Raw genomic sequence first — 25,288 nt, 5'->3', positions numbered from 1 at the left:
GGCCGAGCGCGCGGCGGCGGCGGCGTGCGAGCGCGGCCGTCAGCGCGAGACCGGGTCGTCGCCGAACCGGCGGTCGAGCTCGCGACGGGTCGGGAATCCCTCCCAGTCGCCGGGGTGCGTACACGCCGCGGCACCCGTGCGCACGGCGAAGTCGAGCCGCCCGGCGGGCGCCTCGCTCGCGAGCAGCGCGGCGAGGTAGCCGGCGACGAACGCGTCGCCCGCGCCGACGGTGTCGACGACCACGACCGGGACGGCCGCACGGTGCTCCACCACGTGGTCGACGAGCGCGATCGCGCCCGCCTCACCGAGTTTGACGACCACCTCGGCAGCCCCGAGCGAGGCGATCGCGCGCGCCAGGTCCTCAGGAGCGGAATCCGCGAGCCCGGTCAGCAGAACCGCCTCGTCGACGCCTGCGAATACGAGGTCGGCCCGTGCGGCGAGTGAGCGGTAGACGGCGGATGCCGCGTCGGCGTCGGACCACAGCGAGCTGCGCTGGTTCACGTCGAACGAGACCCGCACGCCCGCCTCTTGGGCGCGGTTCACCGCCGTGTCGATCGTCTCGTGCGCCGACGCCGAGAGCGCGGGCGTGATGCCGGTGACGTGCAGGAGGTCGAACGCGGCGACATCCACCTGGTCGAGGTCGGCCGTCGAGACCCGGCTGCCCGCACTGCCGCCGCGGTGGTAGGTCACGAGGGTGCGGCCCGGTGCGGGGGTCTCCTTGAGGAGGAGGCCCGTTGCCGCGTCATCCACCGCAGCGACGACGGTCACGCCCTCGGCGCGGAGCTCGCGCACGACGCGCGTGCCGAGCCCGTCGTCGCCCACGCGGCCGAGCCAGGTCACCGGGATGCCGAGGCGCGCCAGCCCGATCGCGACGTTGCCCTCCGCGCCGCCGGTGCCGACGACGAGGTCGGGCTCATGGGCGAGCGAGCCGACTCCGCGGGTGCGGAGCACGCCGAGCCCCTCGCCGATCGTCAGGACGCCGCGCGTGGCTTCGGCGTCGGCGTTCACGGGGAGACCGCCGCGACGGCCTCGCGGCTCAGCCGCTCGATGGCCTCGAGGTCGCCCGTCCGGATGAGCTCACGGGTCGCCATCCAGCTGCCGCTCACCGCGAACACGTTCGGTTCGGCGAGATACGCGGCCGCGTTCGCGGCGCCGACGCCGCCGCTCGGGAGGAATCGCACGTCGGGGAACGGCCCCGCGAGCGCTCGGATCAGCCCGAGTCCGCCCAGCGGCTCCGCCGGGAAGAGCTTGAGGAGCGTGAGACCCAGGCGGATGGCGCGCTGGACCTCGGTCGCCGTCGCCACGCCTGGGACGACCTCGACGCCGCGCTCGAGGGCTCGCTCGACCACATCCTCGGCAAGGCCGGGGCTCACGACGAAGCGCGCACCGGCGTCGACCACCCGGTCGACGTCATGGGGCGTGAGCACCGTGCCGGCGCCCACCGTGAAGTCGCCCAGGTCGCGGATCGCCGCGATCGCGTCGATGCCGGCAGGGGTGCGCAGGGTGATCTCGGCGCACCGGATGCCACCCCGTTGCAGCGCCTCGGCGACGGGAACCGCCCGTACGGCGTCGTCGAGGACGACGACCGGGACGAAGCGCTCGCCGTCGAGGATCATCGTCCGAGCCATCCGCCGTCGACGGGGAGGATGACGCCCGACACATAGTCGGCCGCGGGCGACGCGAGGAACAGCGTGGCGCCCGCGATGTCGTCGGCGCGACCCCAGCGGCCCGCCGGGATCCGGTCGAGGATCGCCTTCGAACGGTCGGGATCGTCGCGCAGGGCCTGCGTGTTGTCGGTCGCGATGTAGCCGGGCGCGACGCCGTTGACGGTGACGCCGCGGGCGGTCCATTCGTTGGCGAGCGCCCGGATGAGCCCTGCGATGCCCGACTTCGCCGCCGCGTACCCGGGCACGTTGATGCCGCCCTGGAAGCTCAGCAGGCTCGCCGTGAAGATCACCCGGCCGTGGCGGCGTTCGAGCATGCCGCGCGCGATCGCCTGGGTGAGTGCGAATTGGCTGGAGAGGTTCACCTCGACGACGCGATCCCAGAGTTCGAGCGGATGCTCCGCCGCGGGCGCCCGCTCGATCGTTCCGGCGTTGTTCACGAGGATGTCGATGCGACGCTCGCCGAGCGACTCGGCGAGGGCGAGGACCGCGTCGCGGTCGGCGAAGTCGACCGCGTGCGCCTCGAAGCGTCGGCCGTGCGCCTCGACGGCCGCAGCGATCGCGCTGCCCTCGGGCTCGAGGCTCGCGCTCACGCCGATGATGTCGGCGCCGGCCCCGGCCAGGGCCTCGGCCATCGCGAAGCCGATGCCGCGCTTGGCGCCGGTGACGACCGCGGTCGTCCCGGTGAGATCGAAGCTGACGCTCATGCCGCGGCCTCCTCGTCGGTCGTGGCCTGGCCCGCCTGCACGTCGACGAGCACCTTCATCGCGCGGCCGCCTTCGAGGTCGTCGAACGCCGCCCGGGTCTCGGCGAGGGGCACGATCTTCGTGATGAGCACCTCGCTCGGGATGGTGCCGTCGGCCACGAGCTCGACGGCGGTCTCGAAGTCGTCGCGCTGGTAGACGCGGGCACCGAGGATGCGAAGCTCACGCCAGAACACGCGCTGCAGGTCGATCTCGCGCGGTGCAGGGTGGATCGCCACGACGACCAGCGTGCCGCGCACCTTGGCGAGCGAGGTCGCGCCCAGCACCGCGGCCGCGGCGCCCGAGACCTCGAAGACGACGTCCGCCCCGGCCCCGCCGGTCCACTCCTCGACCCACGAGACCTGGTCGACCTCGCGCGGGTCGATGGTCGCGAATCCGAGGTCGCCGACCTGCTTGCGGCGGTTCGAGTCGAGCTCGATCACGGAGACCTCGGCACCGAAGGCGCGCGCGACCGTCGCGATGAGCACGCCGATGGGCCCGCCGCCGATCACGACGGCCTTCTGGCCGGGCGCGATCTCGGAGCGGCGCACATCGTGCACGGCGACGGCGACGGGTTCGACCAGAGCCGCGGCATCGAGGGCGATGCCGCGGGGGAGGGCCACCAGCACCTCGGAGGGGACGTTCCAGTACGCCTGCAGGGCGCCCGGCGAGTCGATGCCGATGAAGTCGAGGTTCTGGCAGATGTGCTCGTTCCCGGCGCGGCATGCCGGGCAGGTGCCGTCCCAGGCCAGCGGCATCACGGTCACGGCGTCGCCGACGCTCCAACCCGAGACGCCCTCGCCGAGCGAGGCGATCTCACCGCTCATCTCATGCCCGAACACCAATGGGGTGTCGACCCGGGCGTCCATGCTGCCGTGGAGGACGTGCAGGTCGGTGCCGCAGAGGCCGACGAACGCGACACGGATCTGCACCTGTCCGGGTGCGGGTGGTACGCGCTCGGCCTCGGAGACGGTGATGGTCGAGTCGCCCGTGTACGCGGCGGTCAGCATTGCTCCTCCTCGCGGATGTCGGTGGGACGTCGCGAGGTGGATTGGGGAGACCTTTCGCGCCGTTGCAACCTCATTGTGGCAGAGAAATGGAGATTCTGCGGCAAGTCATCTAACCTTTACGCAGTCGCACCCGCCCAATGGAGGTCTCCTCGATGCTGAGCCGCACGCTGAGAACGGGCGCCGCCCTCACCGAACTCGGATTCGGCGCGGCGCAACTCGGCAACCTGTATCGAGAGACGACCGACGCCGAGGCGCGGGCCGCCGTCGATGCGGCCTGGGCGGCCGGCATCCGCTACTTCGACACCGCTCCCCACTACGGCCTCGGGCTCTCGGAACGGCGGCTCGGCGAGGCGCTGCGCGAGCGCCCCCGCGAGGAGTTCGCGCTCTCCACGAAGGTCGGACGACTCCTCGTCCGCAGCGGGTACCCCGATGGCACGATGGACGACGGCGGATTCGCCGTGCCCGCGACCCTTCGGCGCGAGTGGGACTTCAGCCGCGACGGCGTCCGCCGCTCCGTCGAGCAGAGCCTCGAGCGCCTCGGCCTCGACCGCATCGACATCGCGTACCTGCACGATCCCGACGACCACGGGCCGCAGGCGCACGCCGAGGGGATCCCGGCTCTCATCGAGCTGCGCGAGGAGGGGCTCGTGGGCGCGATCGGCGCGGGCATGAACCAGTCGGCGATGCCCGCGGAGTTCGTGCGTCGCCACGACGTCGACGTGATCATGCTCGCCGGGCGCTACACGCTGCTCGAGCAGGGCGCGCTCGAGGACCTGCTGCCGATCGCCGCCGAACGCGGCGTCGGCATCGTGGCCGCGGCGGTCTACAACTCCGGACTGCTCTCGAAGCCGCGCCCCGCGGCTGACGCCACGTACGACTACGGCCCGGCCCCGACCGACGTGCTCGCGCGCGCGAACGCGATCGCCGACGTCTGCGACGAGTTCGGCCTCACGCTGCCCGAGGCCGCGGTCGCCTTCCCGCTGCGGCATCCCGCCGTCGTCTCGGTCGTGGTGGGCATGCGCACCGCCGACCAGGTGGCGAGCACCGCCGCCCGGTACTCGGCCGAGATCCCCGAGGCATTCTGGCGGGCGCTCTCCGAGCGGGGACTCGTGCGCGATGTGTGAGTCGTCAGTCCCCGTCGGCGCCGGGCTGCTCGCCGACGTGCCGCTCGGTGTACTCCTGGACGCCCAGCACGTGCACGCCCATGCGGATCCGGGCGCGGTCGGGGTCGTGCGCCTCGAGCGCGTCGAGGATGGCGCGGTGCTCCCGCTGGGTGTCGTGCACCGCTCCATGCTGGTGGATGGCTCGCCACAGCCGCGCGCGCGACGTACGGCTGACGAGCGCCTCGATGATCGCCGCGAAGGCGGGATTGCCGCTCGCGGTCGCGATGACGCGGTGGAAGTCGGTGTCGACGTCGATCGTGCCTTCGAGGTCGATCTCGTCGCCGGCGGCGAGGATCGCCTCGCCCCGCTCGAGGATGCGGCGCGCCTCGGCGAGCTCGTCGTCGGAGATGCGAAGGGCTGCCTGGGCTGCGGCCTCGGGCTCGAGAACGCGCCGGACGCCCAACAGGTGCACGCTGTTCTCGGGGCTCTGCAGCTCGGCGAGCATGCCGAGCGGTTCGAGCAACTGCCCGGGCTCGAGCGAGGTCACGTAGGTGCCGTCGCCCTGCCGGGTCTCGAGCACGCCGAGCACGACCAGCGCGCGTACCCCTTCGCGCAGCGGTCCGCGCGACACGCCGAGCCGTGCGCCGAGCTCGCGCTCCACCGGCAGCCGCGAGCCTGCGACGAGCTCGCCGCTCGTGATCATCTGGCGAATTCCGTCGACGACGACGTTCGAGCGCGATCCCATGCGCACATCATAGGTGAGCGGGCCAGAATCATCAGACCTTTGGTCTCGATTCGGGAGGTGGCCGCATGAGCGGGATCATCGATGCCCACCAGCACGTCTGGGATCTCGATCGGGCCCGCTACGACTGGCTGACGCCCGAGGCCGGCGTGCTCCACCGGTCGTTCGGGTTGGACGACGTGCGGCCCGCCCTCGAGGCGACCGGCATCACGGGGACGGTGCTCGTGCAGTCCGCCGACGAGGACCACGACACCGACCTGATGTTCGAGGTGGCCACCGCCCAGCCGCTCGTGCTCGGGATCGTCGGTTACCTACCCCTGCAGGATCCCGACCGCGCCCGCGAACGCCTCGACGAATTGCGGCAGCGCCCCCGGTTCTGCGGCGTGCGAACGCTCATCCACATGCAGGCCGACCCGCACTGGCTCCGGCGAGCCGACGTGGATGCCGGCCTCGACCTCCTCGAGGCCGCCGCCGTACCGCTCGACGTCCCCGGCGTGGTGCCGGAGCACCTCGAGGCCGTGCTCGCCGTCTCGGAGCGGCATCCGGATCTGGATCTCGTGCTCGACCACCTCGGCCACCCGCCGATCGGCCTCGACGACCTCGAGCCGTGGGCCTCGCTCATCTCCCGCGTCGCCGAGAACCCGCGCGTCTTCGCCAAGGTGTCGGGCCTGTACTCGACCGTCGGCGATCCGGGCGACTGGACCGTCGAGCAGCTTCGTCCGGTGTTCGCGCACGCCCTCGCCGCGTTCGGTCCCGACCGGCTCATGTACGGCGGCGATTGGCCGGTCTCGCTCATCGCCGGCGGCTACGAGCGGGTGTTCGGCGGCATCGACGCGCTCGTCGCCGACCTCGACCCGCACGAGCGGGACCTGATCCTCGCCGGCACCGCCCGCCGGTTCTACTCACTCCCCGAAACGGAAGACACGGAAGGCCCATGATGACCGACAGCTTCACCCTCGCCCGCTTGGGCGCCCCCGGACAGGAGGTGCCCGTCGTGCGCGCCGGCGACCGCGTGCTCGACGCGCGGAGCGTCGCGCCCGACTACGACGGCGCGTTCTTCGCCGCAGGCGGCATCGCGCGCGTGCGAGACGCGCTCGACTCGCTTCCCGACTACGACGGCGGCGGCGACCGGGTCGGCGCGCCGATCGCCCGCCCAGGCAAGATCGTCTGCATCGGCCTGAACTACCGGGACCACGCCGAGGAGACCGGCGCGGCGCTGCCCGCCGAACCGGTGATCTTCATGAAGGACCCGTACACGCTCGTCGGCCCGTACGACGACGTGCTCATCCCGCGCGGCTCCGAGAAGACCGACTGGGAGGTCGAACTCGGCGTGGTCATCGGCAAAGCCGCGCGCTACCTCGACTCGCCCGCCGACGCGCTCGCGCACGTCGCCGGCTACGCCGTCTCGCACGACGTGTCGGAGCGCGAGTTCCAGCTCGAGCGAGGGGGCCAGTGGGACAAGGGCAAGAGCTGCGAGACGTTCAACCCGTTCGGGCCCGACCTCGTGCCCGCCGACCAGGTCGATGACCCCCAGCGGCTCGGTCTCCGGCTCTGGGTCAACGGCGAGCAGCGCCAGGACGGCTCGACCGAGAACATGCTCTTCTCCGTCGCACACGTCATCTGGTACCTCAGCCAGTTCATGGTGCTGCAGCCGGGCGACGTCATCAACACGGGCACGCCCGCCGGCGTCGCGCTCGGGCTGCCCGGCACCCCGTACCTCCGCCCAGGCGACACCGTCGAACTCGAGATCGACGGCCTCGGCCGTGCCAGCCAGCGGATGGTGCAGGCATGAGCGCCGCGGAGTTCGACGGCCTCGTCGCCGCGGTGACGGGCGGCGCGTCGGGCATCGGCCTGGCCGCAGCGCAGGCGCTCGCCGAGCGCGGCGCGCGCGTGGCCGTGCTCGACCGCTCCATCGACGGCCTCCCCGAGCCCCTCCTCGGCTTCACCGCGGATGTCGCGGATCGGGCCTCCGTCAGCTCGGCGGTCGCCGCGATCGCCGACCGGCTCGGCGGTATCGACATCCTCGTGAACAACGCCGGCATCAGTGCGGTCGGGACCGTCGAGGACAACGACGACGACGAGTGGGCGCGGGTCCTCGACGTCAATGTCGTCGGGATGGCACGCGTGACCGCGGCGGCGCTGCCGTGGCTGCGGCGCTCTGGCGCGGCATCCGTCGTCAACCTCTGCTCGATCGCGGCCCTCAACGGGCTTCCGCAGCGCGCCCTGTACTCGGCGTCGAAGGGAGCCGTGCTCGCCCTGACGTACGCGATGGCGACCGACCACGTCGGTGAGGGGATTCGCGTGAACTGCGTGAGCCCGGGCACGGTCGCCACCCCGTTCGTCGAGCGAATGCTCCAGGGCTTCGCCGACCCGGTCGCAGAGCGCGCTGCGCTCGACGCCCGCCAGGCCACGGGCCGCATGGTCACGCCCGAGGAGGTCGCCGGGGCGATCGCCTATCTCGCGAGCCCCCAGTCGGGCTCCACCACGGGCACCGCACTCGACGTCGACGGCGGCATCACCCACCTCCGCCCGCGCCCGCCCGGAGCCCGCGCATGAGCGAGCCGGCGCGCGGACAACGCCTCGCCTCGGTCATCGGCCTGCCCGCCGAGCACCGCGAGGAGTACGAGCGACTCCACGCCGCCGTCTGGCCGGCGGTGCTCGAGCGACTCACGCTCAGCAACATCCGCAACTACTCGATCTACCGACACGGCGAGGTGCTCTTCGCCTACATGGAATACGTCGGCGACGACCTCGAGGCCGACATGGCCGCGATCGCCGCCGACCCCGTCACGCGGGAATGGTGGTCGGTGTGCGAGCCGCTGCAGCAGCCCGTCCCCGACCGCGCCGAGGGGGAGTGGTGGAAGGAGATCCCCGAGATCTTCCACCTGGACTGAACGCGATCGTTCCGGCCGTGGAGACTGCTGGAGAGGCCGGCATCCAGGTCGGCCGCGACACCTGTTCCGGCTCCGACATCGGTCGTCCCCGGATACGATCGCAAGGATGTCGACCGACGGAACCGCAGCATCGGCGCCCACGAACTCCTCGCGACGCCGACTGACCCGGATGCCACGGCAGGGCGCCATCGTGACCGTGCTCGCGATCGCGGGGCTCGCGTCGTCGTTCATGTTCACCCTGGTCGTGCCGATCCAGTCGAAGCTGCCCGAGCTGCTCGACGCCAGCCGCGACGACACGGCGTGGGTCGTGACATCCACGCTGCTCGCCTCGGCCGTGGCGACGCCGATCTCGGGACGCCTCGGCGACATGTACGGCAAGCGCCGCATCGTGCTCGTGCTGCTGGCCCTGCTCGTGCTGGGCTCGGTGATCGCGGCGCTCTCGCCGGGCATCGTCGGGGTGATCGTCGGCCGCACGCTGCAGGGGGCGGTGACGGGCGTCGTGCCGCTCGGCATCTCGATCCTGCGCGACGTGCTGCACGAGGAGCGCGTGAACTCGGCGGTCGCGCTCATCAGCGCGACGCTCGGCGTCGGCGGGGCGCTGGGCCTGTCGATCAGCGCGTTCATCGCCGAACGCAGCGATTGGCACGCGTTGTTCTGGGTGTCGGCCGCGCTCGGTGCCGTCGTGTTCGGCCTCGTGCTGTGGGTCGTGCCCGTGAGCGCGCTGCGCACCGGCGGTCGGTTCGACTACGTCGGCACGATCGGGCTGGCGGTCGGGCTCGTCGGCATCCTGCTCGCCGTCTCACGAGGCAACGAATGGGGCTGGATGTCGCCTCCGGTGCTCGCCTGCGGACTCGGCGGCCTGCTCGTGCTGCTCGCGTGGGGCTGGTACGAGCTGCGGATCACTGATCCGCTCCTCGACCTGCGCGTCGCGGCGCGGCGGCCCGTGCTGCTCACGAACCTCGCCTCGGTCGCGTTCGGCTTCTCGCTCTTCGCGTCGAACGTCATCTACCCGCAGCTGCTCGAGCTGCCGGTCGCGACGGGCGGCTTCGGCCTGTCGCTCGTCGCCGCCAGCCTGGTCGTGATGCCGTCCGGGCTCGTGATGATGGTGCTCTCGCCGTTCTCGGGCCGGCTCGCGAGCGCCGTCGGCCCCAAGCTCCTGCTCGTGCTCGGCGCGATCGCGCTGGCCCTCACCTACGCGTTCACGCTGCTCTTCCAGAGCGAGGTGTGGCAACTCGTCGTCGCGAACATCGGCATCGGGGTCGGCATCGGTTTCGGCTACGCCGCCATGCCGATGCTCATCATGCGCTCGGTGCCGCAGTCCGAGACCGGCGCGTCGAACGGCCTCAACGCGCTGTTCCGCTCGCTCGGCACGAGCACTGCCGCCGCGGTCGTCGGCGCCGTGCTCGCCTCGTTCGCGATCGACGTCGACGGCGTCGCGGTCCCCGAACCGGTCGCGTTCCAGATCTCGTTCGTGCTCGGCGGCGCGGCCGCGGTGATCGCTCTGCTGGTGGCGCTCTTCATCCCGCGGCACCACGCCCCGCAGGAGCGGCATCCGTCGCTGCCGGAGGAGCCGGGGCGGCGCGCGGGCTGACGCCCGGACTGACGCCCGAACGACCGGGGTGACCAAGGCTCGCCGCACGACCTCAGCCGAACGCGAACTCCTGATGCATGAGAATCCGGGACATGGGCCCGAGGAGCAGCCCCTGACCCGGATTCTCATGCGTCGCGTGCCATCCGTGCCCGACCGCGCGGCGACACCGATGGGTACGATTCGAGCATGGCCGTCACGCGCAACGACGTCGCCCGGGCGGCGGGAGTCTCGCCCGCGGTCGTGTCGTACGTGCTCAACGACGGGCCGCGACCGGTGTCGGCGGCCGCGCGGGCGCGGGTGCTCGCTGCCATCGACGAACTCGGGTACAAGGTCGACGGCGTCGCGCGCTACCTGCGCACCGGCACGACGCGGTCGGTCGGGCTCGTGATCCCCGACATCGGGCTGCCGTACTTCACGGAGTTCACGAAGGCGATCTCGACGGCGGCCGACCGGATCGGCCGCCAGCTGCTCATCGCGAACACCGACTGGCAGGTCGAGCGCGAGCGCCGGCAGATCGAGCTGCTGGTCGAGCGGCGCGTCGACGCCATGGTGCTGCTGAGCGTCGATCCGTTGCAGGATTTCGCGGCGCTCGCCGACATGGGCATCCCGGTCGTCGTCATCGACCGGCCCGAGGTCGTGGTGAAGAGCGCGGCGGCGGCGACCGCCCACCTCATCGGGCACGGGCATCGGGATGTCGCGATCCTCACGAACGACGAACGGCTCGTGATCAGCCGGCGAGCCGTGCAGGGGTGGGCTGACGAGCTCGCCCGGCACGGCATCTCGCCGGTCGGACGGGCGTTCACGGCGCCGCCCACGCGCGCGGGCGGCTTCGACGCGGCGATGCGCGTGCTGGCGGAGCCGGGGCGGCCGACGGCGATGCTCGTCGCATCCGACGCGCAGGCGATCGGCGTGATCCGGGCGGCCGCCGACCTCGGCCTCCGCATCCCCGGTGACCTCGCCCTCATCAGTTCGGAGGGCACCGAGCTGGCCGAGTTCGCCGTGCCGCGGCTCACGACGATCCAGCAGCCCATCGCCCGCCTCGCGAGCGACGCACTCGACCTCGCGCTCGCCGACGGCGAACTCGGCCTGCGCAGGCTGACCGATGACGAGTTCCACCTGGTGCTCCGCGACTCGTGCGGGTGCGGCTGACGCGCAGCCGACGTACCGCGGGCGCCAGAGACGGCCGCGCCTCGGTCGCGACCCCGTCGCCCCGAGTTCGCAGGATGACACGGCTGGGACTTCGCCTACGCGGCCTCTGACGCGGCTCATCCTGCGAGCTCGTGTCGACCGGGGTGGCCTGAAGCCTCGGCACGACAGGCCGATTCCCGCCGAGTGTTTCCGTTCGCGCCGAGTGTGACCGCTGCAGCGGCAACATTGGGCGCGAACGGAAACACTCGTGCGTCGTGCTTCGTGCGTCGTGCTTCGTGCGTCGTGCGTCGTGCGTCGTGCGTCGTGCGTCGTGCGTCGTGCGTCGTGCGTCGTGCGTCGTGCGTCGTGCGTGGTGCGTGGTGCGTGGTGCGGGGCGCGGCGGGTCCGGGGGCCCGGCGAGCCAATCGTCCCGGCTTTCGGAAAAGATCTCGGTGAGCCCTTGCGCTCTCATTCAACTCGTGTAGATACTTGGTCTACTCGAGTTGTCTACACGAGTTGAATCAATGAGGAGCAACGCACATGCAACACGGTGAACCGGCGGTCGGGCGAGTGGTGGTCTTCGGGTCCGCCAACGAGGACCTCGTGCTTCCGGTCGCCGCGCTGCCCCTCGCCGGCGCGACCGTGCTCGCCGGCACGTCCACGACGGGCCCCGGCGGCAAGGGCGCGAACCAGGCCGTCGCCGCCGCCCGCGACGGCGCCGACGTCGCCTTCATCGGCGCGGTCGGCGACGACGACCGCGGCCTCCGCGTCCTCGACAACCTCGCGCGCCAGCGGGTCGACGTGGGCGGCGTCCGCCGCCTGCCCGAGCCGACCGGCCTCGCGGTCGTCGTGGTCGCGGCCGACGGCGGCAACCTCATCGTCGTGGCATCCGGCGCCAACGGATGCCTCGAGCCCGCGATGCTCGACACGGCGATCGACGAACTGGGCCGAGCGGATGTCGCGGTGATCCAGTGCGAGATCCCCGCCGAGGTCGTCGCGCACCTCGTGCGCCGCATCGCGAACCGACGCGGACGCGTCATCCTGAACCTCGCACCCTACGTCGGCCTCGACCGCGACGTGCTCGCGCTCGTCGACCTGCTCGTGGTCAACGAGGGCGAGGCGCGGAGCGTGCTCGCCGAAGCGAGCCACGACAACCACGACCTCGCCGCCGCCGACCTCGCCGCCGCCGTACGGAACGCCGTCGGCTGCGACACCATCGTGACCCTCGGCGAGCACGGCTCCGTGTTCGCCGGGCACGGCCCGACCCTGCACGTCCCGGCCGCCGTCGTCGACCACGTGGTCGACACGACGGGCGCGGGCGACGTCTACGTGGGCACGCTCGCGGCATCACTCGCCGCGGGCGCGTCCATCCACGACGCGATGGAGCGCGCGAGCCTGCGCGCCGCCGAGAGCGTCGCCACCCACGGCGCGCAAGCCCCCGACGGGGTCGATGCGTACCAGCTCAACTGAGCACCGACGGCAGAGCCCGCGCCCCGCGCCATCCGCCCCCACCACCGAAGCCAGACACCCACCACCCGCCAGAGCATCACCACAGCACCACCCGACCACTCGACGAAGAGGAGAAGGAACCATGTCGCACCCCACTCGACGCACCCGCACCCTGGGTTGGATCTCGATCGCCGCGGCCAGCGCCCTCGCGCTGTCCGGCTGCGGTGGCGGCGGAGGGGGTGGAGCATCCGCCGACGGCGAGGTCGCCGGCGAGATCAGCTACGCGTTCTGGGGCAACCCCGCGCGGGCCGAGAAGGTCGACGCGGTCATCGGGCTCTTCGAGGAGGAGTACCCGGAGGCATCCGTCGCTCCCGAGGTCGCCGACTACATGGCCTACGTCGAGCGGCTCACGGTGCGCGCGGCCGGCAACGACCTCGCCTGTGCGACCGGCACGCAGAGCACCTTCCTCGCGCAGTACGCCGAGAACGGCGCGCTGCGTCCGCTCGACGACCTCATCGAGTCGGGCCAGATCGACGTCTCCGACATCCCGGACGACGTGCTCGCGGCCGGCCAGGTCGACGGGAAGCAGTACATGCTCCCGACCGGCACCTTCGTGCGGCTGCTCGCCTACAACGCCGACCTCGTCGCCCAGACCGGCGCGCCCGAGCCCACCGACGACCTGACGTGGGAGGAGTACGGCGAGTGGCTGCGCGAGGTGCAGGACGGCCTGCCCGACGGCGTCTACGCCGCCGAGAACGAGGGCGGGCTCATGTTCACCTTCATGTCGTGGGTCGCCGGGCACGGCGGCACGTTCGTGGAGGACGGCAAGCTCGCGTTCGACCAGGAGACGCTCGCCGAGTACTTCCAGTTCTGGCTCGACCTCACCGACGACGGCGTCGCGATCCCGGCCGCGTCGATCCCCGACCAGCTCGGCGCACTCGAGCTCACGCCGATGGCCAACGGCATCGCGGCATCCGGCACCCGCGACATCCCGCACCTGTACATCACCGAGCAGGCGCTCGCCGGCGCGGGCAAGGCCGCCGCCATCGAGGCCGTCTCGAACCCGAGCGACGACCCCGACCAGTCGGCGAACATCCTCGGCTCGAACGGCATCTCGATCCCCGAGAGCTGCGACAACGTCGCGACCGCCGCCGCGTGGATCGACTTCTTCGCCAACGACACGGATGCCGCGCTGGCCTTCCAGTCCGACAACGGCATCCTCACCAACACGGCGGCGCAGGACGCGCTGCTCGACGACGCCGAGACCCCCGAGGGCGTGAAGCAGAACGTCACGATCCTGCAGGGCCTGACCGAGTCGGGCGACCTCACCACGACCACGTACCCCGCGGGGCTGCCCACGCTCACCACCGAGCTGCAGCGCCTCTACCAGCAGGTCGCCTTCGGCGAGATGAGCGTCGACGAAGCCGCCGACGCGTTCTTCACCGCCGCCGAGGACGCCCTCGACTGATCGGACCCGACATGTCCACCACCACCACCACTGGCGAGAGAACGGATGTCGCGATGAGCGCCACCACGATCGCACCGACCGCGACGGGGACGGCGGCCCAGCCCGCCGGCCCCCGCCGCGGGGCGGCCCGCCGCCGCCGGGAGAACCTGGCCGGCTACCTGTTCATGACGCCCTGGCTGATCGGGTTCGTCGCCATCATCGGCGGGCCGGTCGTCGTCTCCCTCTACCTGTCGTTCACCGACTACTCGATCCTCGGCGACGCCGAGTGGGTCGGCGTCGAGAACTACCAGCAGATGTTCACCGAGGACCAGCGGTTCTGGGCCGCGCTGCGGGTGACCTTCACGTACCTGATCGTGTCGGTGCCGCTCGTGCAGGTGTTCGCGCTGACGCTGGCGACGCTGCTCGTCCGCGGCATCCGGGGCCTGACCGCCTACCGGGCCCTGTTCTACGTGCCGTCGCTGATCGGCGGCAGCGTCGCCATCGCGATCCTGTGGCGGTTCATCTTCTCGGCCAACGGCCTGCTGAACAACTTCCTCACCGCGATCGGACTGCCCACCGACTACGCCTGGATCGGCATGCCCGAGACCGCGCTCTCGACGCTCGTGATCCTCAACGTCTGGCAGTTCGGCGCCGCGATGATCATCTACCTCGCGGGACTCAAGCAGATCCCGACCGAGCTGTACGAGGCCGCGACCGTCGACGGCGCCGGGGCCCTGCGGAAGTTCTTCTCGATCACCCTGCCGATGCTCAGCCCGGTCATCTTCTTCAACCTGCTGATGAACGTGGTCGCCGCCTTCCAGGCGTTCAACACCGCCTACATCGTCAGCAACGGCACGGGTGGCCCGGCCGACTCGACGCTCTTCTACACCCTGTACCTCTACCAGCGCGGCTTCGTCGACTTCGACATGGGCTACGCGTCCGCACTCGGCTGGGTGCTGCTGGTGATCTGCGGCGCGGTCGCCGCGGGACTGTTCGCCCTCAGCCGCCGAGTCGTGTTCTACGGAGACGAATGATGTCCACGCTCACCACCGCGCCCCCGACCCAGGAGATCGTCGTCCCGGCCGCGCGTCGCCGCCGCCGCGGCGGGCCCGACGCCCCGATCGGACGGCACCAGTTCTACCGCCACCTGCTGCTGATCGCCCTGCTGTCGCTGATGTTCTACCCCCTGGCGTGGATGCTCGGCGCCTCGTTCCGCGACGACAGCGCGATCTCCGACCCGGGCATCTGGCCGGGCGAGGACTTCACGCTCGAGGGCTACGTCACCGGATGGCAGGGCATCGCGGGCATCGAGTTCTGGCGCTTCATGGCCAACTCGTTCCTGGTGGCGACGCTCTGCGTGATCGCGAACCTCGTCGCCTGCTCGGTGACCGCGTACGCGTTCGCCCGGATCGACTTCAAGTTCAAGAAGGTCTGGTTCGCGATCATGCTCGGCACGCTCATGCTGCCGCACCACGTGATCCTGATCCCGCAGTACATCCTGTTCCGCGAGCTCGACTGGATCAACACGTACCTGCCGTTCTTCATGCCGAAGGTGCTCGCAACCGACGCGTTCTTCATCTTCCTGCTCGTGCAGTTCTTCCGGGCCATCCCGCGCGAACTCGACGAGGCGGCGCGCATCGACGGCTGCGGCCACGTGGGCATCTTCCTCCGCGTCATCCTGCCGCTGTCGAAGCCGGCGCTCGCGACCACCGCGATCTTCACGTTCATCTACAGCTGGAACGACTTCTTCACGCCGCTGATCTACCTCACAGACCCCGACCTGTACACGGTCCCGCTCGCGCTGCGCGCGTTCATCGACACCACCGCCAGTTCGGCGTTCGGCGCCCTCTTCGCGATGTCGATCGTGTCGCTGCTGCCGGTGCTCGGCATCTTCATCGCCTTCCAGAAACTCCTGGTCGACGGCATCGCGACCACCGGACTCAAGTGATCGGACCCAGCATCATGCGCATCGCCCTCTCCAACGACCACGCCGGCTACGAGCTCAAGCCCTTCGTGCTCGACCTGCTGCAGCGGCTCGGCCACGAGGTCATCGACGTCGGCACCACGGATGACACACCCGTCGACTTCCCCGTCATGACCCAGCGGGTCACGACCCTCGTCGCCTCCGGCGAGGCCGACCGCGGCCTGCTCGTCTGCGGCACGGGCGTCGGCGCCGCGATCGCGGCGAACAAGGTGCCCGGCATCCGCGCCGCCGTCATCCACGACACCCACGTCGCCCGGCAGGGCGTCGAGCACGACGACGTCAACGTCGCCTGCCTCGGCGCCTGGATCGTCGGACGCAGGATCGCCGAGGACGCGATCGTCGCCTACCTGGCTGCCGAGTTCAGCACCGACCCCGACTTCCGGCGGCGCGTCGCGCAGCTGGCCGAGATGGAACGGGCCGCGGCCGCGGCATCCGTGCCACTGGAACCGGCGGGGGGTGGTCGATAGCAGACGACCGCCCCGCACCATCCGCTCGTCGACATGGCCAGATGACGACGAGACCAGCAGTAGCAACCACCAGAAAGGTACACGAACATGGCACTCTCACTCGACCGCAAGAAGGAGATCCTCGAGACGGTCTCCCACCTCCGGGTCACCGATGTCCGTGACGGCATGGACTGGGTCGGCCGCCACCACTTCGGCACGATCTCGCCCGAGATCCGCCCGCTGTGGCGCACCAAGGCCGCGGGCTTCGCGCTCACCATGCGCCACATCCCGACCCAGCAGCAGGTGCCGACGATGACGCCGCAGGACTACACCAAGTGGGCCTACGAGTACTGGTACGGGGAGGTCTTCGCCAACGACCTCGCCGACCAGATCGACGACACCACCTTCCTCGTCATCGACACCGCCGGCACGCAGACGCCCGCCGTCGGCTCGATGGACTCGATGATCTGGGCCGCGCTCGGCGCCCGCGGGGTGCTCACCAACGGCGGCACGCGCGACTCCGACGAGACCCTCGAGCAGAAGGCGATCCCGATCTGGTCGCGCTGGATCGTGCAGCCGATGTACCAGGGCCGCGTCGAGTGGGGCGGGCACAGCATGCCCGTCGAGATCGGCGGCCAGCTCGTGCGTCGCGACGACCTCGTGGTCGCCGACGGCGACGGCGCGATCATCGTGCCCGAGGAGCTCATCGACGACGTGCTCACGTACGCCATCCAGGAGTCCGAGGGTGACAAGGTCGCGCGCGCGGCCCTGTTCGACGTGCTCGGCATCCCGCAGAGCGAGAGCACGCGGTCGGTGTTCCAGGTGCCGCCGCACCCGTACGCGCCCGACGGGGAGAAGCTCCGCGAGCTGCTGAAGAACGGGAAGGTCGCGCAGCGGCTCGAGTCCGAGTTCCAGGGCGCCGGCAAGTGACGCGGGCCGGGGCGCGGAGTGGGCGGACTCGTCCGCTCCGCGTCCCGGCGCGTTCGCGTTCGCGTTCGCGGGCGTGCGTGCGGTTCCGGTTCGCGGGGGAGGGGGCACGACCATGGCGGTGACGCGCAACGACGTGGCGCGGGCGGCAGGCGTGTCGCCCGCCGTCGTCTCGTACGTGCTGAACGACGGGCCGCGCCCCGTCTCGGCGACAACCCGAGCCCGCGTGGTCGCCGCCGTCGCCGAGCTCGGGTACCGCCCCGACGGCCTCGCACGGTCGCTCAAGGTCGGGCGCACGCACACCATCGGGCTCGTGCTGCCCGACGCCTCGAACCCGTTCTTCGCCGAACTGGCGAGGGCGATCGAGGATGCCGCCTACCGCCGTCGCCACGCCGTGCTCGTGTGCAACAGCGCCGACGACGTCGCGCGTGAGCGCGCCTACATCGCGAGCCTCGCCGAGCGCCGCATCGACGGGCTCATCCTCGTGAGCGCCAGTGAGGATCAGGATGTCTCCGACCTCACCGGGCTCTCCATCCCGGTGGTCGCGCTCGACCGCTCGCCCGACGAGGCGCCGATCTCCACCATCCGCAGCCGCAACGAAGTCGCCGCCTACGTCGGCACCCGGCACCTCGCCGAGCACGGGCACCGCCGCATCGGGCTCATCGCCGGACCGGGACGCGGCGTCTCCGACGACCGCGCCGCCGGATGGCGCCGCGCGCTCGCCGAGGCCGGGCTGCCCGAGGGGCCCATCGCGCGGGCGCCGTTCAGCTTCGCCGGCGGGCACCGCGCCGGGCTGGAGTTGCTCGACGGCTCTGGCGGCGCCGGTGCTGACGACAACGGTGCCCGCGGCGGGCCCCCCACGGCGGTGCTCGCCGCCTCCGACGTGCACGCGATCGGTGCGACGAGCGCGTTCCGCGAACGCGGGCTGGCCGTGCCATCCGACGTCGCCGTGGTCTCGATCGACGGCACGCAGGCCGCGGCCTACGCCATCCCGCCCCTCACCACCGTCGCCCAGGCGATTCGCGACATGGGCGACGCGGCGGTCGAGCACCTCATCGAGCGGCCGGCCGAGGTCATCCACTGGAACTTCGAGAACGAGCTCGTGGTCCGTGAGAGCTGCGGATGCCGCGGCAGCGCGTCATCGCCGGCCGATCTCTGAGCTCGGGGAGCTCGAGTCGAGGTCGGCACGCCCGGGCCGCTCGCTCGGCCTACCGGTGCACGTGCGATGGCTGGCCCGTGACGCTCGAGATGTCCTTCTCGGTCGCGTGCAGCAGTCGTTCGGCGAGGTTGCGCAACGCCCGGGCGACCGCGAGCTCGTCGCCGATGGCGGGCACGCTCGGGTCGAGCGGGTTGCGGTCGGCCTTGCCGACGCCGGTCACATCCTGCCCCGCGGGCGTGCGGACACTGGCGTGCGCCAGCGTGGTGTTCTCTTCCTCGTCGATCTCGACGGTGACGCTCCACTGCTTCGTCGCAGTCATGGAACTCACCACCCTCCCCGGTCTGGTTCCATCTTTCAGGGTACCCACCTGCCGCGCGTGCGGCGAGGTGCGAAGGACGCTCGCGCTCGCCGAAATCGCGGGCGTCGACGGATGGCCCGGTGCGCGGGCCGATCGTCGGCGAACCGACGCATGTGTCCGCCCGCCGACCCGGGAGAAAGGTATACCGCGGATACTTCGCCCCCGGTCGCGAGAAGGGGTCGATGGCCCGATTGGACGACCCGTCCCACCCCCCGCGATGCCGCGCGATGTCGGAGGCACCGCGTAGCGTGCAGAGCACGTACTCGCAGAACTCGTGCCGGGCTCGGAGTGGAAGATGAAGGTGCTGGTCGCGACCAGTTCGGCCCAAGGTTCGAGATCGACCGACGTCATGCGGTGCGTCGACGGTGAGCTCGTCTACATGATCGAGGCGTGCCCGTACAGCGCGCGCCATCCGTACGGTGCGTGCGATTGCGGCATCACGTTCCGCGGCATGACGAGCGACGAGGTCACCACGACCGCGATCGTGCGCGCGGTGCCGGGGCTCGATCTCGAGACCTACGTCGACTGCCTCGACGCCACGCATCGTTTCACACGCAGGCAGGGCTGCACCTGCGAGTTCGATGCGTTCGGCCAGGCGTGGAACCTCCTGGCGATCGCCGGCGTGCTGGCCGAGGGCACGATCGTCGAGCGTTTCGTCGACCGCGTGGTCGTCCGGCGCGCTTACCCTTCCGACCCGTAGTCGAAGACGAGTCGGGCGGGCACGTCGCCGTGCAGCACCTCGTCGACGGCGGAGTTCACGTCGCCGAGGTCGCGCGGAACCGCGACGACCTTGGTGCGGCCAAGGGCGTGGAGCGCGAACACCTCGGCGAGGTCCTGCCGGGTGCCCACGATCGAGCCGATAATCGAGATGCCCTTGAGCACGGTGTCGAACACCGGCACGGTCAGCGTGCCCTCGGCCGGAAGCGAGACCAGCACCATCCGGCCGCCGCGGTTCAGCGAGGCGAACGCCTGGTCGAACACCTGGGGTGCGACGGCGAGCACGATCGCGACATCCGCGCCGCCCACGCCGCCGATCGCCTCGACCGGGTCGACCTTCGATGCGTCGATCGCGTGGTCGGCGCCGAGCTCGCGGGCGAGGTCCAGCTTCTCCTGGGTGATGTCGACCGCGATCACCTCGGCGCCGACCAATCGCGCGTACTGCACCGCGAGGTGGCCGAGCCCACCGACGCCGAACACCGCGACGCGCTCGCCGGGTACGACGCGCGCGTTCTTCACGGCCGCATAGGTCGTGACGCCCGCGCAGGTGAGCGGCGCGGCATCGAGGGCCGAGATGCCCTCGGGCACCAGTGCTGCGAACTTGGCGTCGGCGACCAGGTACTCGGCGTAGCCGCCGTCGATCGAGTAGCCCGTGTTCTGCTGCTGCTCGCAGAGGTTCTCGCGACCCGACACGCAGTAGCGGCACTCGCCGCACGCGTGCCCGAGCCACGGCATCGCGACCCGCTCGCCGACCGAGCGCGACGTGACGCCCTCGCCGAGCTTCTCGACGATGCCGACGCCTTCATGGCCGGGGATGAACGGCAGTCCCGGCTTGACCGGCCAATCGCCGCGCATCGCGTGGATGTCGGTGTGGCAGAGCCCGCACGTCTCGAGGCGGACGAGCAACTGGCCAGGTCCCGGCTCCGGGATCGGGCGGTCCTCCAGTGCCACGGGCCGGTCGAACGCCGTCACGACGGCTGCGCGCATGATGATTCCTCCTGTGGTTCCGCGGGATTCGAAGCTCGCCTTCGGTGGCGACGCTCGGGTTCCAGTCTTCGCCGCGGGCTCGATGGCGCGCGGGGACTTGGTCCCTCGGCGGGCGGGCCCTCGAGTCGGCCGCCAACATCCCGGCATCGAGTGGGCGATGTTGGCGGCGCATCCGTTCCGGATGCCGCCAAGATCGCCCACTCGATGCGACGGCGTCACCGGGAGCGCGACGGTGACGTCCGATTTCCGCGATCGGCGGCGCCCCTTCGTCGCCCGCGCCGCGCGAGAATCGACGCATGCCCCGCCGCCACGCCTCGCTCCGCACGTCGCTCGGCGACCTCCTGGTCGTCGCCGACGACGGCGGACTGACCGGGCTCTACTTCCCGGGACACTGGCATCCGCCGGCCGCGGGCACGCTCGGCGTCGAGGTCGACGCGCGCGGCGACGAGCTGTTCGCTCGCCTCGGCGTCGAGCTCGACGAGTACCTCGCGGGACGACGCATCCGGTTCGACCTGCCGCTCGCGCCCGTCGGCGACGAGTTCCAGCATGCGGTGTGGGCGATGCTGAGGGAGATCCCGTTCGGCGAGACGGTCACGTACGGCCAGCTCGCCGAGCGCCTCGGCGACCGCAACCTCGCGCGGCGCGTGGGCGGCGCGGTGGGCCGCAACCCGATCAGCATCCTCGTACCCTGCCACCGCGTCGTCGGCGCCGACGGGTCGCTCACCGGCTACGCGGGCGGCCTCGACCGCAAGCGGCGACTGCTCGAACTCGAGGGGGCAGAGGTCGTCGCGCAGCGGCGGCTGTTCTGAGGCGCCGCGCCGCCTGCGGCCGCCGAGGACCGGCCCCGAACGCATGCATGAGAATCCGGATGTCGCGCCGGCGGGGAGCGCCCATGTCCGGTATCTCATGCATCCGTGCGCACGACGCCGGCCCCGGCCCCGGCCTCGGCGCCGACCGGCGCCGGCACCAGCCGCGCGCCCGTCTCCGAGTCGACGCTGTCGGCGAGGAACCACCGTCCTAGCCGCACCTGCACCCGGCGGGCCAGCGGGAGCCGCCCACGCTCGTCGGGACGCAGCACGAGCACCAGCGGCGGCTCGGGCCGCGAGATCTGCGCTCGCGCGGCCGCGCCGACCGGTGCGTGCACCTGGACGTACTCGCCGCCCGGCAGCCGCACGATCCGCCCGGTCTCGTACCCGTGCGCGAGCACATCGCGATCGCGCCGCTGCAGCCCCAGGCACACGCGCCGCGCCACCACGAACGCGAGCGCCGGCCCGAGCACGAGCGTCGCCTGCAGCACCCCGATCACGCCCTCGAAGCTCACTGAGAACTGCGTCGCGATGAGGTCGGCGCTCCCCGCGGCCCACAGTGTGCCGTAGAACACGATTCCGGCCACGCCGACGCCCGTGCGGGTCGGCGCCCACCGCGGCCGGTCGAGCAGGTGGTGCTCGCGACGGTCGCCCGTCGCCCACTCCTCGATGAACGGGTACGCCGCGACCGCGACGAGGAACGCGGTCACGACCGCGAGCGGCATCAGCACGGCGAGGGTCCACGTGCGATCGAACAGCACGATCTCCCAACCGGATGGCACGAGCCGCAGCGCGCCATCCAGGAACCCGGTGTACCAGTCGGGCTGGCTGCCGGCCCCGGCGTCACCCGGCGACGCCGGCCCGTACAGCCAGATGGGGTTGATGGTGACCGTCGCCGAGATCGCCAGCAGCACGCCGGTCACGAGCAGGAACAGCCCGCCGGCCCGCGCGGCCGCGGTCGGCACGAGCGGCACGCCCACGACGTTCGACGACGTGCGTCCGAGCCCCGGGAACTGCGGCGGCCCGGCGCGCCAGGCGGCAGCAGCCCGCAGCGCCAGCAGCACGACGAGCACCGCGGGCACGATCACCACGTGCACCGGGTACAGGTGCTCGATGATCTGCCCGGGGAAGGGTCCGCCGAAGAGCAGCGCTGCGAGCCACGTGCCCACGACCGGAATGCCGAGCGCGATGCCCTCGGTGATGCGCAGGCCCGTGCCCGACAGCAGGTCGTCGGGCAGCGCGTACCCCGACCATCCGCCCGCCAGCGCGGCGATGAAGATGAGGAACAGCAGCACCCACATGCCTCGGCGCGGCCGCCGGAACCCGCCCGTGAAGAAGGCCACGAGCAGTTGCATGATGATCGACGCGGGCAGCAGCAGCGCCGCCCAGTGGTGCGCCTGCCGCATGAGCAGGCCGCCGGGCACGTCGAACGTGATCCGCATCGTCGACGCGAATGCCTCCGACACCTCGGCGCCGTGCAGCGGCGCGTACGCGCCGTCGTACGTCGTCGGGTCGCCCGACGGCGTGTAGAAGAACATGAGCCAGAGGCCGGAGACGGTGAGCACCGCGAGGCTCGCGAGCGTCACCACGCCGAACAGGTTCGTCCAGTGCGTCGGGACGACGCGGCGGCGCAACGCCGCGCGCAGATCGCGGACGCGTCGGCCGAAGATCGTGGCCTCGGCGACGGATGTCGCGAGCCGGTCGGTCGCGGAACGGCGACGGCGACCAGTCCGCTGCCGGTCGGTGCCGGTGCCGGTGCCGGCGGCGGCGGCGCCCTGGTCGGTGATCGTGGGCATGAGCAGCCTCCTCGTGAGTGGCGTCACACATATGACCCCGCTCGACGCCGATCTGTGACATCCGCTCGCCGGACTTCGGTGCGTAACCCCGTTTCGGGTGTCGCCGCATCGGCATAGCCTGTGCCCATCGAGCGAGGAGGACGACATGCGCGACACCACGGGCCGCCGGGGCCAGGCCGGCGACGCCGACCTTCCCGACGACCGCGACTTCGCCGACAGCTCGCGCGAACAGGCCCGCCTCAAGGCCGAACACGATCGCGAGCTCGGCGTCGACCCGTCCTTCGATGGGGCGAACATCACCGAGAGCGACGGACCCGATCTCGAGGCGGGCCCCGACCTCGACACGGGCGGTGGGCATCGGACCCCGCGCGCGGACGAGCCCGCATGAGAATCCGGGTCATGGGCGCTGAGCGCGACCCATGACCCGGATTCTCATGCATCCGCGCGACCCCGCCGCCGTACAGTGGGCCCCGTGAGCGCACCGAGCCTCGACCACCTCCGCACCTTCGTGACGGTGTTCCGCGCGGGGTCGCAGACGAAGGCGGCCGAGCTGCTCGGCATCTCGCAGCCGACCGTGTCGGCGCACCTCGCCGCGCTCGAGCAGGCGCTCGGGTTCGCGGTGTTCGTGCGCACGCCCACGGGCGTGGAGGCCACCGCGAAGGGCGCCGAGCTCGCGCGCGAGGTCGCCGCCCACCTCGACGCGCTCGAGGACTCGGTGCTGCTCTCGGGGCTCGGACTCGGCCTCGACGCGAGCGCGGCGAGCTCGCGCGCGCTGCACATCGGCGGCCCGGCCGAGCTGCTGTCCGAGCTCGTGCTGCCGCGGCTCGATGAGCTCGCCGCGGCGGTGCCGGTGCCGCTGCGGTTCCGGTTCGGCCTCGCCGACGAGCTGCTCGACGACCTCGAGTCGCGTGCGCTCGACCTGGTCGTGAGCGCCGTCCGGCCGCGCGGCCGCGGCATCACGGCGGTCGCGGCGTACGACGAGGAGTTCGTGCTCGTCGCCGCCCCGCGCTGGGCGGACTCGGGCACGGAGCTCGCGGCCATCCCGCTCATCGCGTACGCCGAGCACCTGCCGATCGTGCGGCGCTATTGGCGCAGCGTGTTCGATCGCCGCCCCGAGGGGCTCGCGCTCGCCGCCGTGATCCCGGACCTGCGTGGCATCCGCTCGGCCATCGTCTCAGGGGCCGGGATGTCGGTGCTCCCGCGCTACCTCGTCGACGCCGACCTCGCGGCCGGCGCGCTGGTGCAGCTCGACGAGCCCCAGGTGCCGCCGCTCAACACGGTGTACCTTGCGACCCGCGCGCGCGAGGCAGAGCGCGACGCGCACCTCGGCGCGGCCGTGGCGCAGCTGCGGCGCGTGCTCGCCTGAGCCGAGCAGGCGGACATCCCGATACCCGGGTGCGGATCCGCCGATGGGGTTCGGCCGCCTGCCCGTCGCAGGATCGTTCCCGTCGAAAGGAACAGCATGTCGAACATCCTCATGGTCGTCACCGCGGCCGACACCCTCACGCTCGCCGACGGCACCGCGCACCCCACCGGGTTCTGGGCCGAGGAACTCGTCGTCGCCCACCGCGACCTCACCAGCGCGGGCCACACGATCACGATCGCGACACCCGGCGGGCGCGTGCCCCCGGTCGACCCCGGCTCGCTCTCGGCCGCGGTCGTCGGCGACCAGGCGAAGGTCGACGACCTCCGCGCCTATCTCGACGAGATCGAGGCCGACCTCGCCGGGCCCGTCGCACTCGATGCGGTGCGCGCCGCCGACTACGCCGCGATCGTGTTGCCCGGCGGGCACGGGCCCATGGTCGACCTCGCGTTCGATGCGACGCTCGGCGCCATCCTGATCGAGGCGGATGCCGCGGGCACCCCCATCGCACCCTTCTGCCACGGCCCCGCGGCGCTGCTGAGCGCCGTCGACGCGACGGGCGCCTTCGCCTTCGCCGGACGCCGGCTCACGGTCTTCACCGACGAGGAGGAGCGCACGGGCGGCACCGGTGCGAACACGCCGTGGTTCGTCGCGAGCACGCTGCGCGAGCGCGGCGCGCTGGTTCAGGATGGCGCAGCCTGGACCTCGCATGTCGTGCGCGACCGCAACCTCATCACGGGCCAGAATCCGCAGTCGAGCGAGGCGGTCGCCGCCGAGCTGCTGGCCGCGCTCCCCGAGCGCGCCCCCGTCTGACGCGCCGACCACCCTCACGGCCGCGAGCCCCGGGTTCGTGCGGGTGCACCCGCACGAACCCGGAACTCGGGTGAGGGTTGACGCCCGCCGCCCCGCGCGCAAGGATTGAGACGATTCACGGAAAATCGCTTTCCCGACCGTGAGGTCGACAGGCGACACCC

27 protein-coding genes are annotated in these 25,288 nt (G+C 71.7%); 19 read left to right on the top strand and 8 right to left on the bottom strand.

Translation table 11 applies throughout. The features are described from left to right. Positions 1-39 precede the first annotated feature (39 nt). From AC3RKB_RS02350 to AC3RKB_RS02335, 4 genes are read right to left on the bottom strand one after another with little or no spacing between them, the layout of a single operon-like run. Positions 40-1,008 (bottom strand): sugar kinase, encoded by a 969-nt coding sequence (locus AC3RKB_RS02350; RefSeq protein WP_491434369.1) that lies wholly within the window; start codon positions 1,006-1,008, stop codon positions 40-42. After that, the gene (gene eda, locus AC3RKB_RS02345) at positions 1,005-1,616 is read right to left on the bottom strand and encodes a bifunctional 4-hydroxy-2-oxoglutarate aldolase/2-dehydro-3-deoxy-phosphogluconate aldolase (protein WP_491434368.1); all 612 of its coding nucleotides are present in this window, start codon (positions 1,614-1,616) and stop codon (positions 1,005-1,007) included. Before eda ends, AC3RKB_RS02350 begins: the two co-directional genes overlap by 4 nt. Then, on the bottom strand, positions 1,613-2,371 hold the full coding sequence (locus tag AC3RKB_RS02340; protein WP_491434367.1) for an SDR family oxidoreductase: 759 nt from the start codon (positions 2,369-2,371) through the stop codon (positions 1,613-1,615). Before AC3RKB_RS02340 ends, eda begins: the two co-directional genes overlap by 4 nt. Then, positions 2,368-3,417: a zinc-dependent alcohol dehydrogenase gene (locus tag AC3RKB_RS02335; RefSeq protein ID WP_491434366.1), complete on the bottom strand. Its 1,050-nt coding sequence runs from the start codon at positions 3,415-3,417 to the stop codon at positions 2,368-2,370. Before AC3RKB_RS02335 ends, AC3RKB_RS02340 begins: the two co-directional genes overlap by 4 nt. 152 nt (positions 3,418-3,569) lie before the next feature. Between AC3RKB_RS02335 and AC3RKB_RS02330 the strand changes: the two genes are divergently transcribed. Then, the gene (locus AC3RKB_RS02330) at positions 3,570-4,541 is read left to right on the top strand and encodes an aldo/keto reductase (protein ID WP_491434365.1); all 972 of its coding nucleotides are present in this window, start codon (positions 3,570-3,572) and stop codon (positions 4,539-4,541) included. Positions 4,542-4,545: 4 nt separating this feature from the next. Here the strand turns inward: AC3RKB_RS02330 and AC3RKB_RS02325 are convergent, their stop codons facing one another. Next, positions 4,546-5,265, bottom strand: coding sequence for a FadR/GntR family transcriptional regulator (locus AC3RKB_RS02325; RefSeq protein WP_491434364.1), 720 nt, complete (start codon positions 5,263-5,265; stop codon positions 4,546-4,548). Positions 5,266-5,330: 65 nt separating this feature from the next. Between AC3RKB_RS02325 and AC3RKB_RS02320 the strand changes: the two genes are divergently transcribed. The 13 genes from AC3RKB_RS02320 (at position 5,331) to AC3RKB_RS02260 (ending at position 18,287) form a co-directional block, all read left to right on the top strand. Then, positions 5,331-6,200 carry an amidohydrolase family protein gene (locus tag AC3RKB_RS02320; RefSeq protein ID WP_491434363.1) on the top strand — a complete coding sequence of 290 codons (870 nt, stop codon included), beginning with the start codon at positions 5,331-5,333 and terminating at the stop codon, positions 6,198-6,200. Next, entirely contained in the window at positions 6,197-7,054 is an 858-nt protein-coding gene (locus AC3RKB_RS02315; RefSeq protein WP_491434362.1) for a fumarylacetoacetate hydrolase family protein, read from the top strand. Before AC3RKB_RS02320 ends, AC3RKB_RS02315 begins: the two co-directional genes overlap by 4 nt. Further along, the gene (locus AC3RKB_RS02310) at positions 7,051-7,818 is read left to right on the top strand and encodes an SDR family NAD(P)-dependent oxidoreductase (RefSeq protein WP_491434361.1); all 768 of its coding nucleotides are present in this window, start codon (positions 7,051-7,053) and stop codon (positions 7,816-7,818) included. Before AC3RKB_RS02315 ends, AC3RKB_RS02310 begins: the two co-directional genes overlap by 4 nt. Continuing rightward, positions 7,815-8,156, top strand: a complete 342-nt coding sequence (locus AC3RKB_RS02305; protein ID WP_491434360.1) for an L-rhamnose mutarotase — start codon at positions 7,815-7,817, stop codon at positions 8,154-8,156. The genes AC3RKB_RS02310 and AC3RKB_RS02305 overlap by 4 nt, the downstream gene beginning before the upstream one ends. 169 nt (positions 8,157-8,325) lie before the next feature. After that, the gene (locus AC3RKB_RS02300; RefSeq protein ID WP_491436734.1) at positions 8,326-9,747 is read left to right on the top strand and encodes an MFS transporter; all 1,422 of its coding nucleotides are present in this window, start codon (positions 8,326-8,328) and stop codon (positions 9,745-9,747) included. Positions 9,748-9,933: 186 nt separating this feature from the next. Further along, positions 9,934-10,896, top strand: coding sequence for a LacI family DNA-binding transcriptional regulator (locus tag AC3RKB_RS02295; protein ID WP_491434359.1), 963 nt, complete (start codon positions 9,934-9,936; stop codon positions 10,894-10,896). A 519-nt stretch (positions 10,897-11,415) separates the two neighbouring features. Further along, positions 11,416-12,345 carry a ribokinase gene (locus AC3RKB_RS02290; protein WP_491434358.1) on the top strand — a complete coding sequence of 310 codons (930 nt, stop codon included), beginning with the start codon at positions 11,416-11,418 and terminating at the stop codon, positions 12,343-12,345. A 121-nt stretch (positions 12,346-12,466) separates the two neighbouring features. Continuing rightward, a complete protein-coding gene (locus AC3RKB_RS02285) occupies positions 12,467-13,792 on the top strand; it encodes an ABC transporter substrate-binding protein (RefSeq protein WP_491434357.1) in 1,326 nt (441 codons plus the stop codon). A 53-nt stretch (positions 13,793-13,845) separates the two neighbouring features. Further along, entirely contained in the window at positions 13,846-14,805 is a 960-nt protein-coding gene (locus AC3RKB_RS02280) for a carbohydrate ABC transporter permease (RefSeq protein WP_491434356.1), read from the top strand. Further along, on the top strand, positions 14,805-15,719 hold the full coding sequence (locus AC3RKB_RS02275; RefSeq protein ID WP_491434355.1) for a carbohydrate ABC transporter permease: 915 nt from the start codon (positions 14,805-14,807) through the stop codon (positions 15,717-15,719). The genes AC3RKB_RS02280 and AC3RKB_RS02275 overlap by 1 nt, the downstream gene beginning before the upstream one ends. 14 nt (positions 15,720-15,733) lie before the next feature. Beyond that, positions 15,734-16,222, top strand: a complete 489-nt coding sequence (locus AC3RKB_RS02270) for an RpiB/LacA/LacB family sugar-phosphate isomerase (protein ID WP_491434354.1) — start codon at positions 15,734-15,736, stop codon at positions 16,220-16,222. Positions 16,223-16,309: 87 nt separating this feature from the next. Further along, positions 16,310-17,131, top strand: a complete 822-nt coding sequence (locus AC3RKB_RS02265) for an RraA family protein (RefSeq protein ID WP_491434353.1) — start codon at positions 16,310-16,312, stop codon at positions 17,129-17,131. Positions 17,132-17,243: 112 nt separating this feature from the next. Further along, entirely contained in the window at positions 17,244-18,287 is a 1,044-nt protein-coding gene (locus AC3RKB_RS02260) for a LacI family DNA-binding transcriptional regulator (RefSeq protein WP_491434352.1), read from the top strand. A 49-nt stretch (positions 18,288-18,336) separates the two neighbouring features. On the opposite strand, the gene AC3RKB_RS02255 is transcribed toward AC3RKB_RS02260, so the two are convergent. Beyond that, on the bottom strand, positions 18,337-18,606 hold the full coding sequence (locus tag AC3RKB_RS02255; RefSeq protein WP_491434351.1) for a DUF1876 domain-containing protein: 270 nt from the start codon (positions 18,604-18,606) through the stop codon (positions 18,337-18,339). 334 nt (positions 18,607-18,940) lie between these two features. On the opposite strand from AC3RKB_RS02255, the gene AC3RKB_RS02250 reads away from it, so the two are divergent. Next, positions 18,941-19,345 (top strand): DUF7715 family protein, encoded by a 405-nt coding sequence (locus AC3RKB_RS02250; RefSeq protein WP_491434350.1) that lies wholly within the window; start codon positions 18,941-18,943, stop codon positions 19,343-19,345. Here AC3RKB_RS02250 and AC3RKB_RS02245 read toward each other — a convergent pair. Further along, entirely contained in the window at positions 19,327-20,349 is a 1,023-nt protein-coding gene (locus AC3RKB_RS02245; protein ID WP_491434349.1) for a zinc-dependent alcohol dehydrogenase, read from the bottom strand. The genes AC3RKB_RS02250 and AC3RKB_RS02245 overlap by 19 nt on opposite strands. Positions 20,350-20,645: 296 nt before the next feature. Between AC3RKB_RS02245 and AC3RKB_RS02240 the strand changes: the two genes are divergently transcribed. Next, a complete protein-coding gene (locus AC3RKB_RS02240; RefSeq protein ID WP_491434348.1) occupies positions 20,646-21,158 on the top strand; it encodes a methylated-DNA--[protein]-cysteine S-methyltransferase in 513 nt (170 codons plus the stop codon). Between the two features lie 95 nt (positions 21,159-21,253). Here the strand turns inward: AC3RKB_RS02240 and qcrB are convergent, their stop codons facing one another. After that, the gene (gene qcrB, locus AC3RKB_RS02235; RefSeq protein WP_491434347.1) at positions 21,254-22,951 is read right to left on the bottom strand and encodes a cytochrome bc1 complex cytochrome b subunit; all 1,698 of its coding nucleotides are present in this window, start codon (positions 22,949-22,951) and stop codon (positions 21,254-21,256) included. A gap of 145 nt (positions 22,952-23,096) precedes the next feature. On the opposite strand from qcrB, the gene AC3RKB_RS02230 reads away from it, so the two are divergent. The 3 genes from AC3RKB_RS02230 (at position 23,097) to AC3RKB_RS02220 (ending at position 25,127) form a co-directional block, all read left to right on the top strand. After that, positions 23,097-23,339, top strand: a complete 243-nt coding sequence (locus AC3RKB_RS02230) for a hypothetical protein (protein WP_491434346.1) — start codon at positions 23,097-23,099, stop codon at positions 23,337-23,339. Between the two features lie 84 nt (positions 23,340-23,423). Then, positions 23,424-24,317 (top strand): LysR family transcriptional regulator, encoded by an 894-nt coding sequence (locus AC3RKB_RS02225; protein ID WP_491434345.1) that lies wholly within the window; start codon positions 23,424-23,426, stop codon positions 24,315-24,317. Positions 24,318-24,413: 96 nt separating this feature from the next. After that, a complete protein-coding gene (locus AC3RKB_RS02220) occupies positions 24,414-25,127 on the top strand; it encodes a type 1 glutamine amidotransferase domain-containing protein (RefSeq protein WP_491434344.1) in 714 nt (237 codons plus the stop codon). Positions 25,128-25,288: the final 161 nt, after the last annotated feature.

Source organism: Agromyces capsici (genome assembly GCF_058349965.1).
This window is presented reverse-complemented; position numbering and strand designations above follow the sequence as displayed.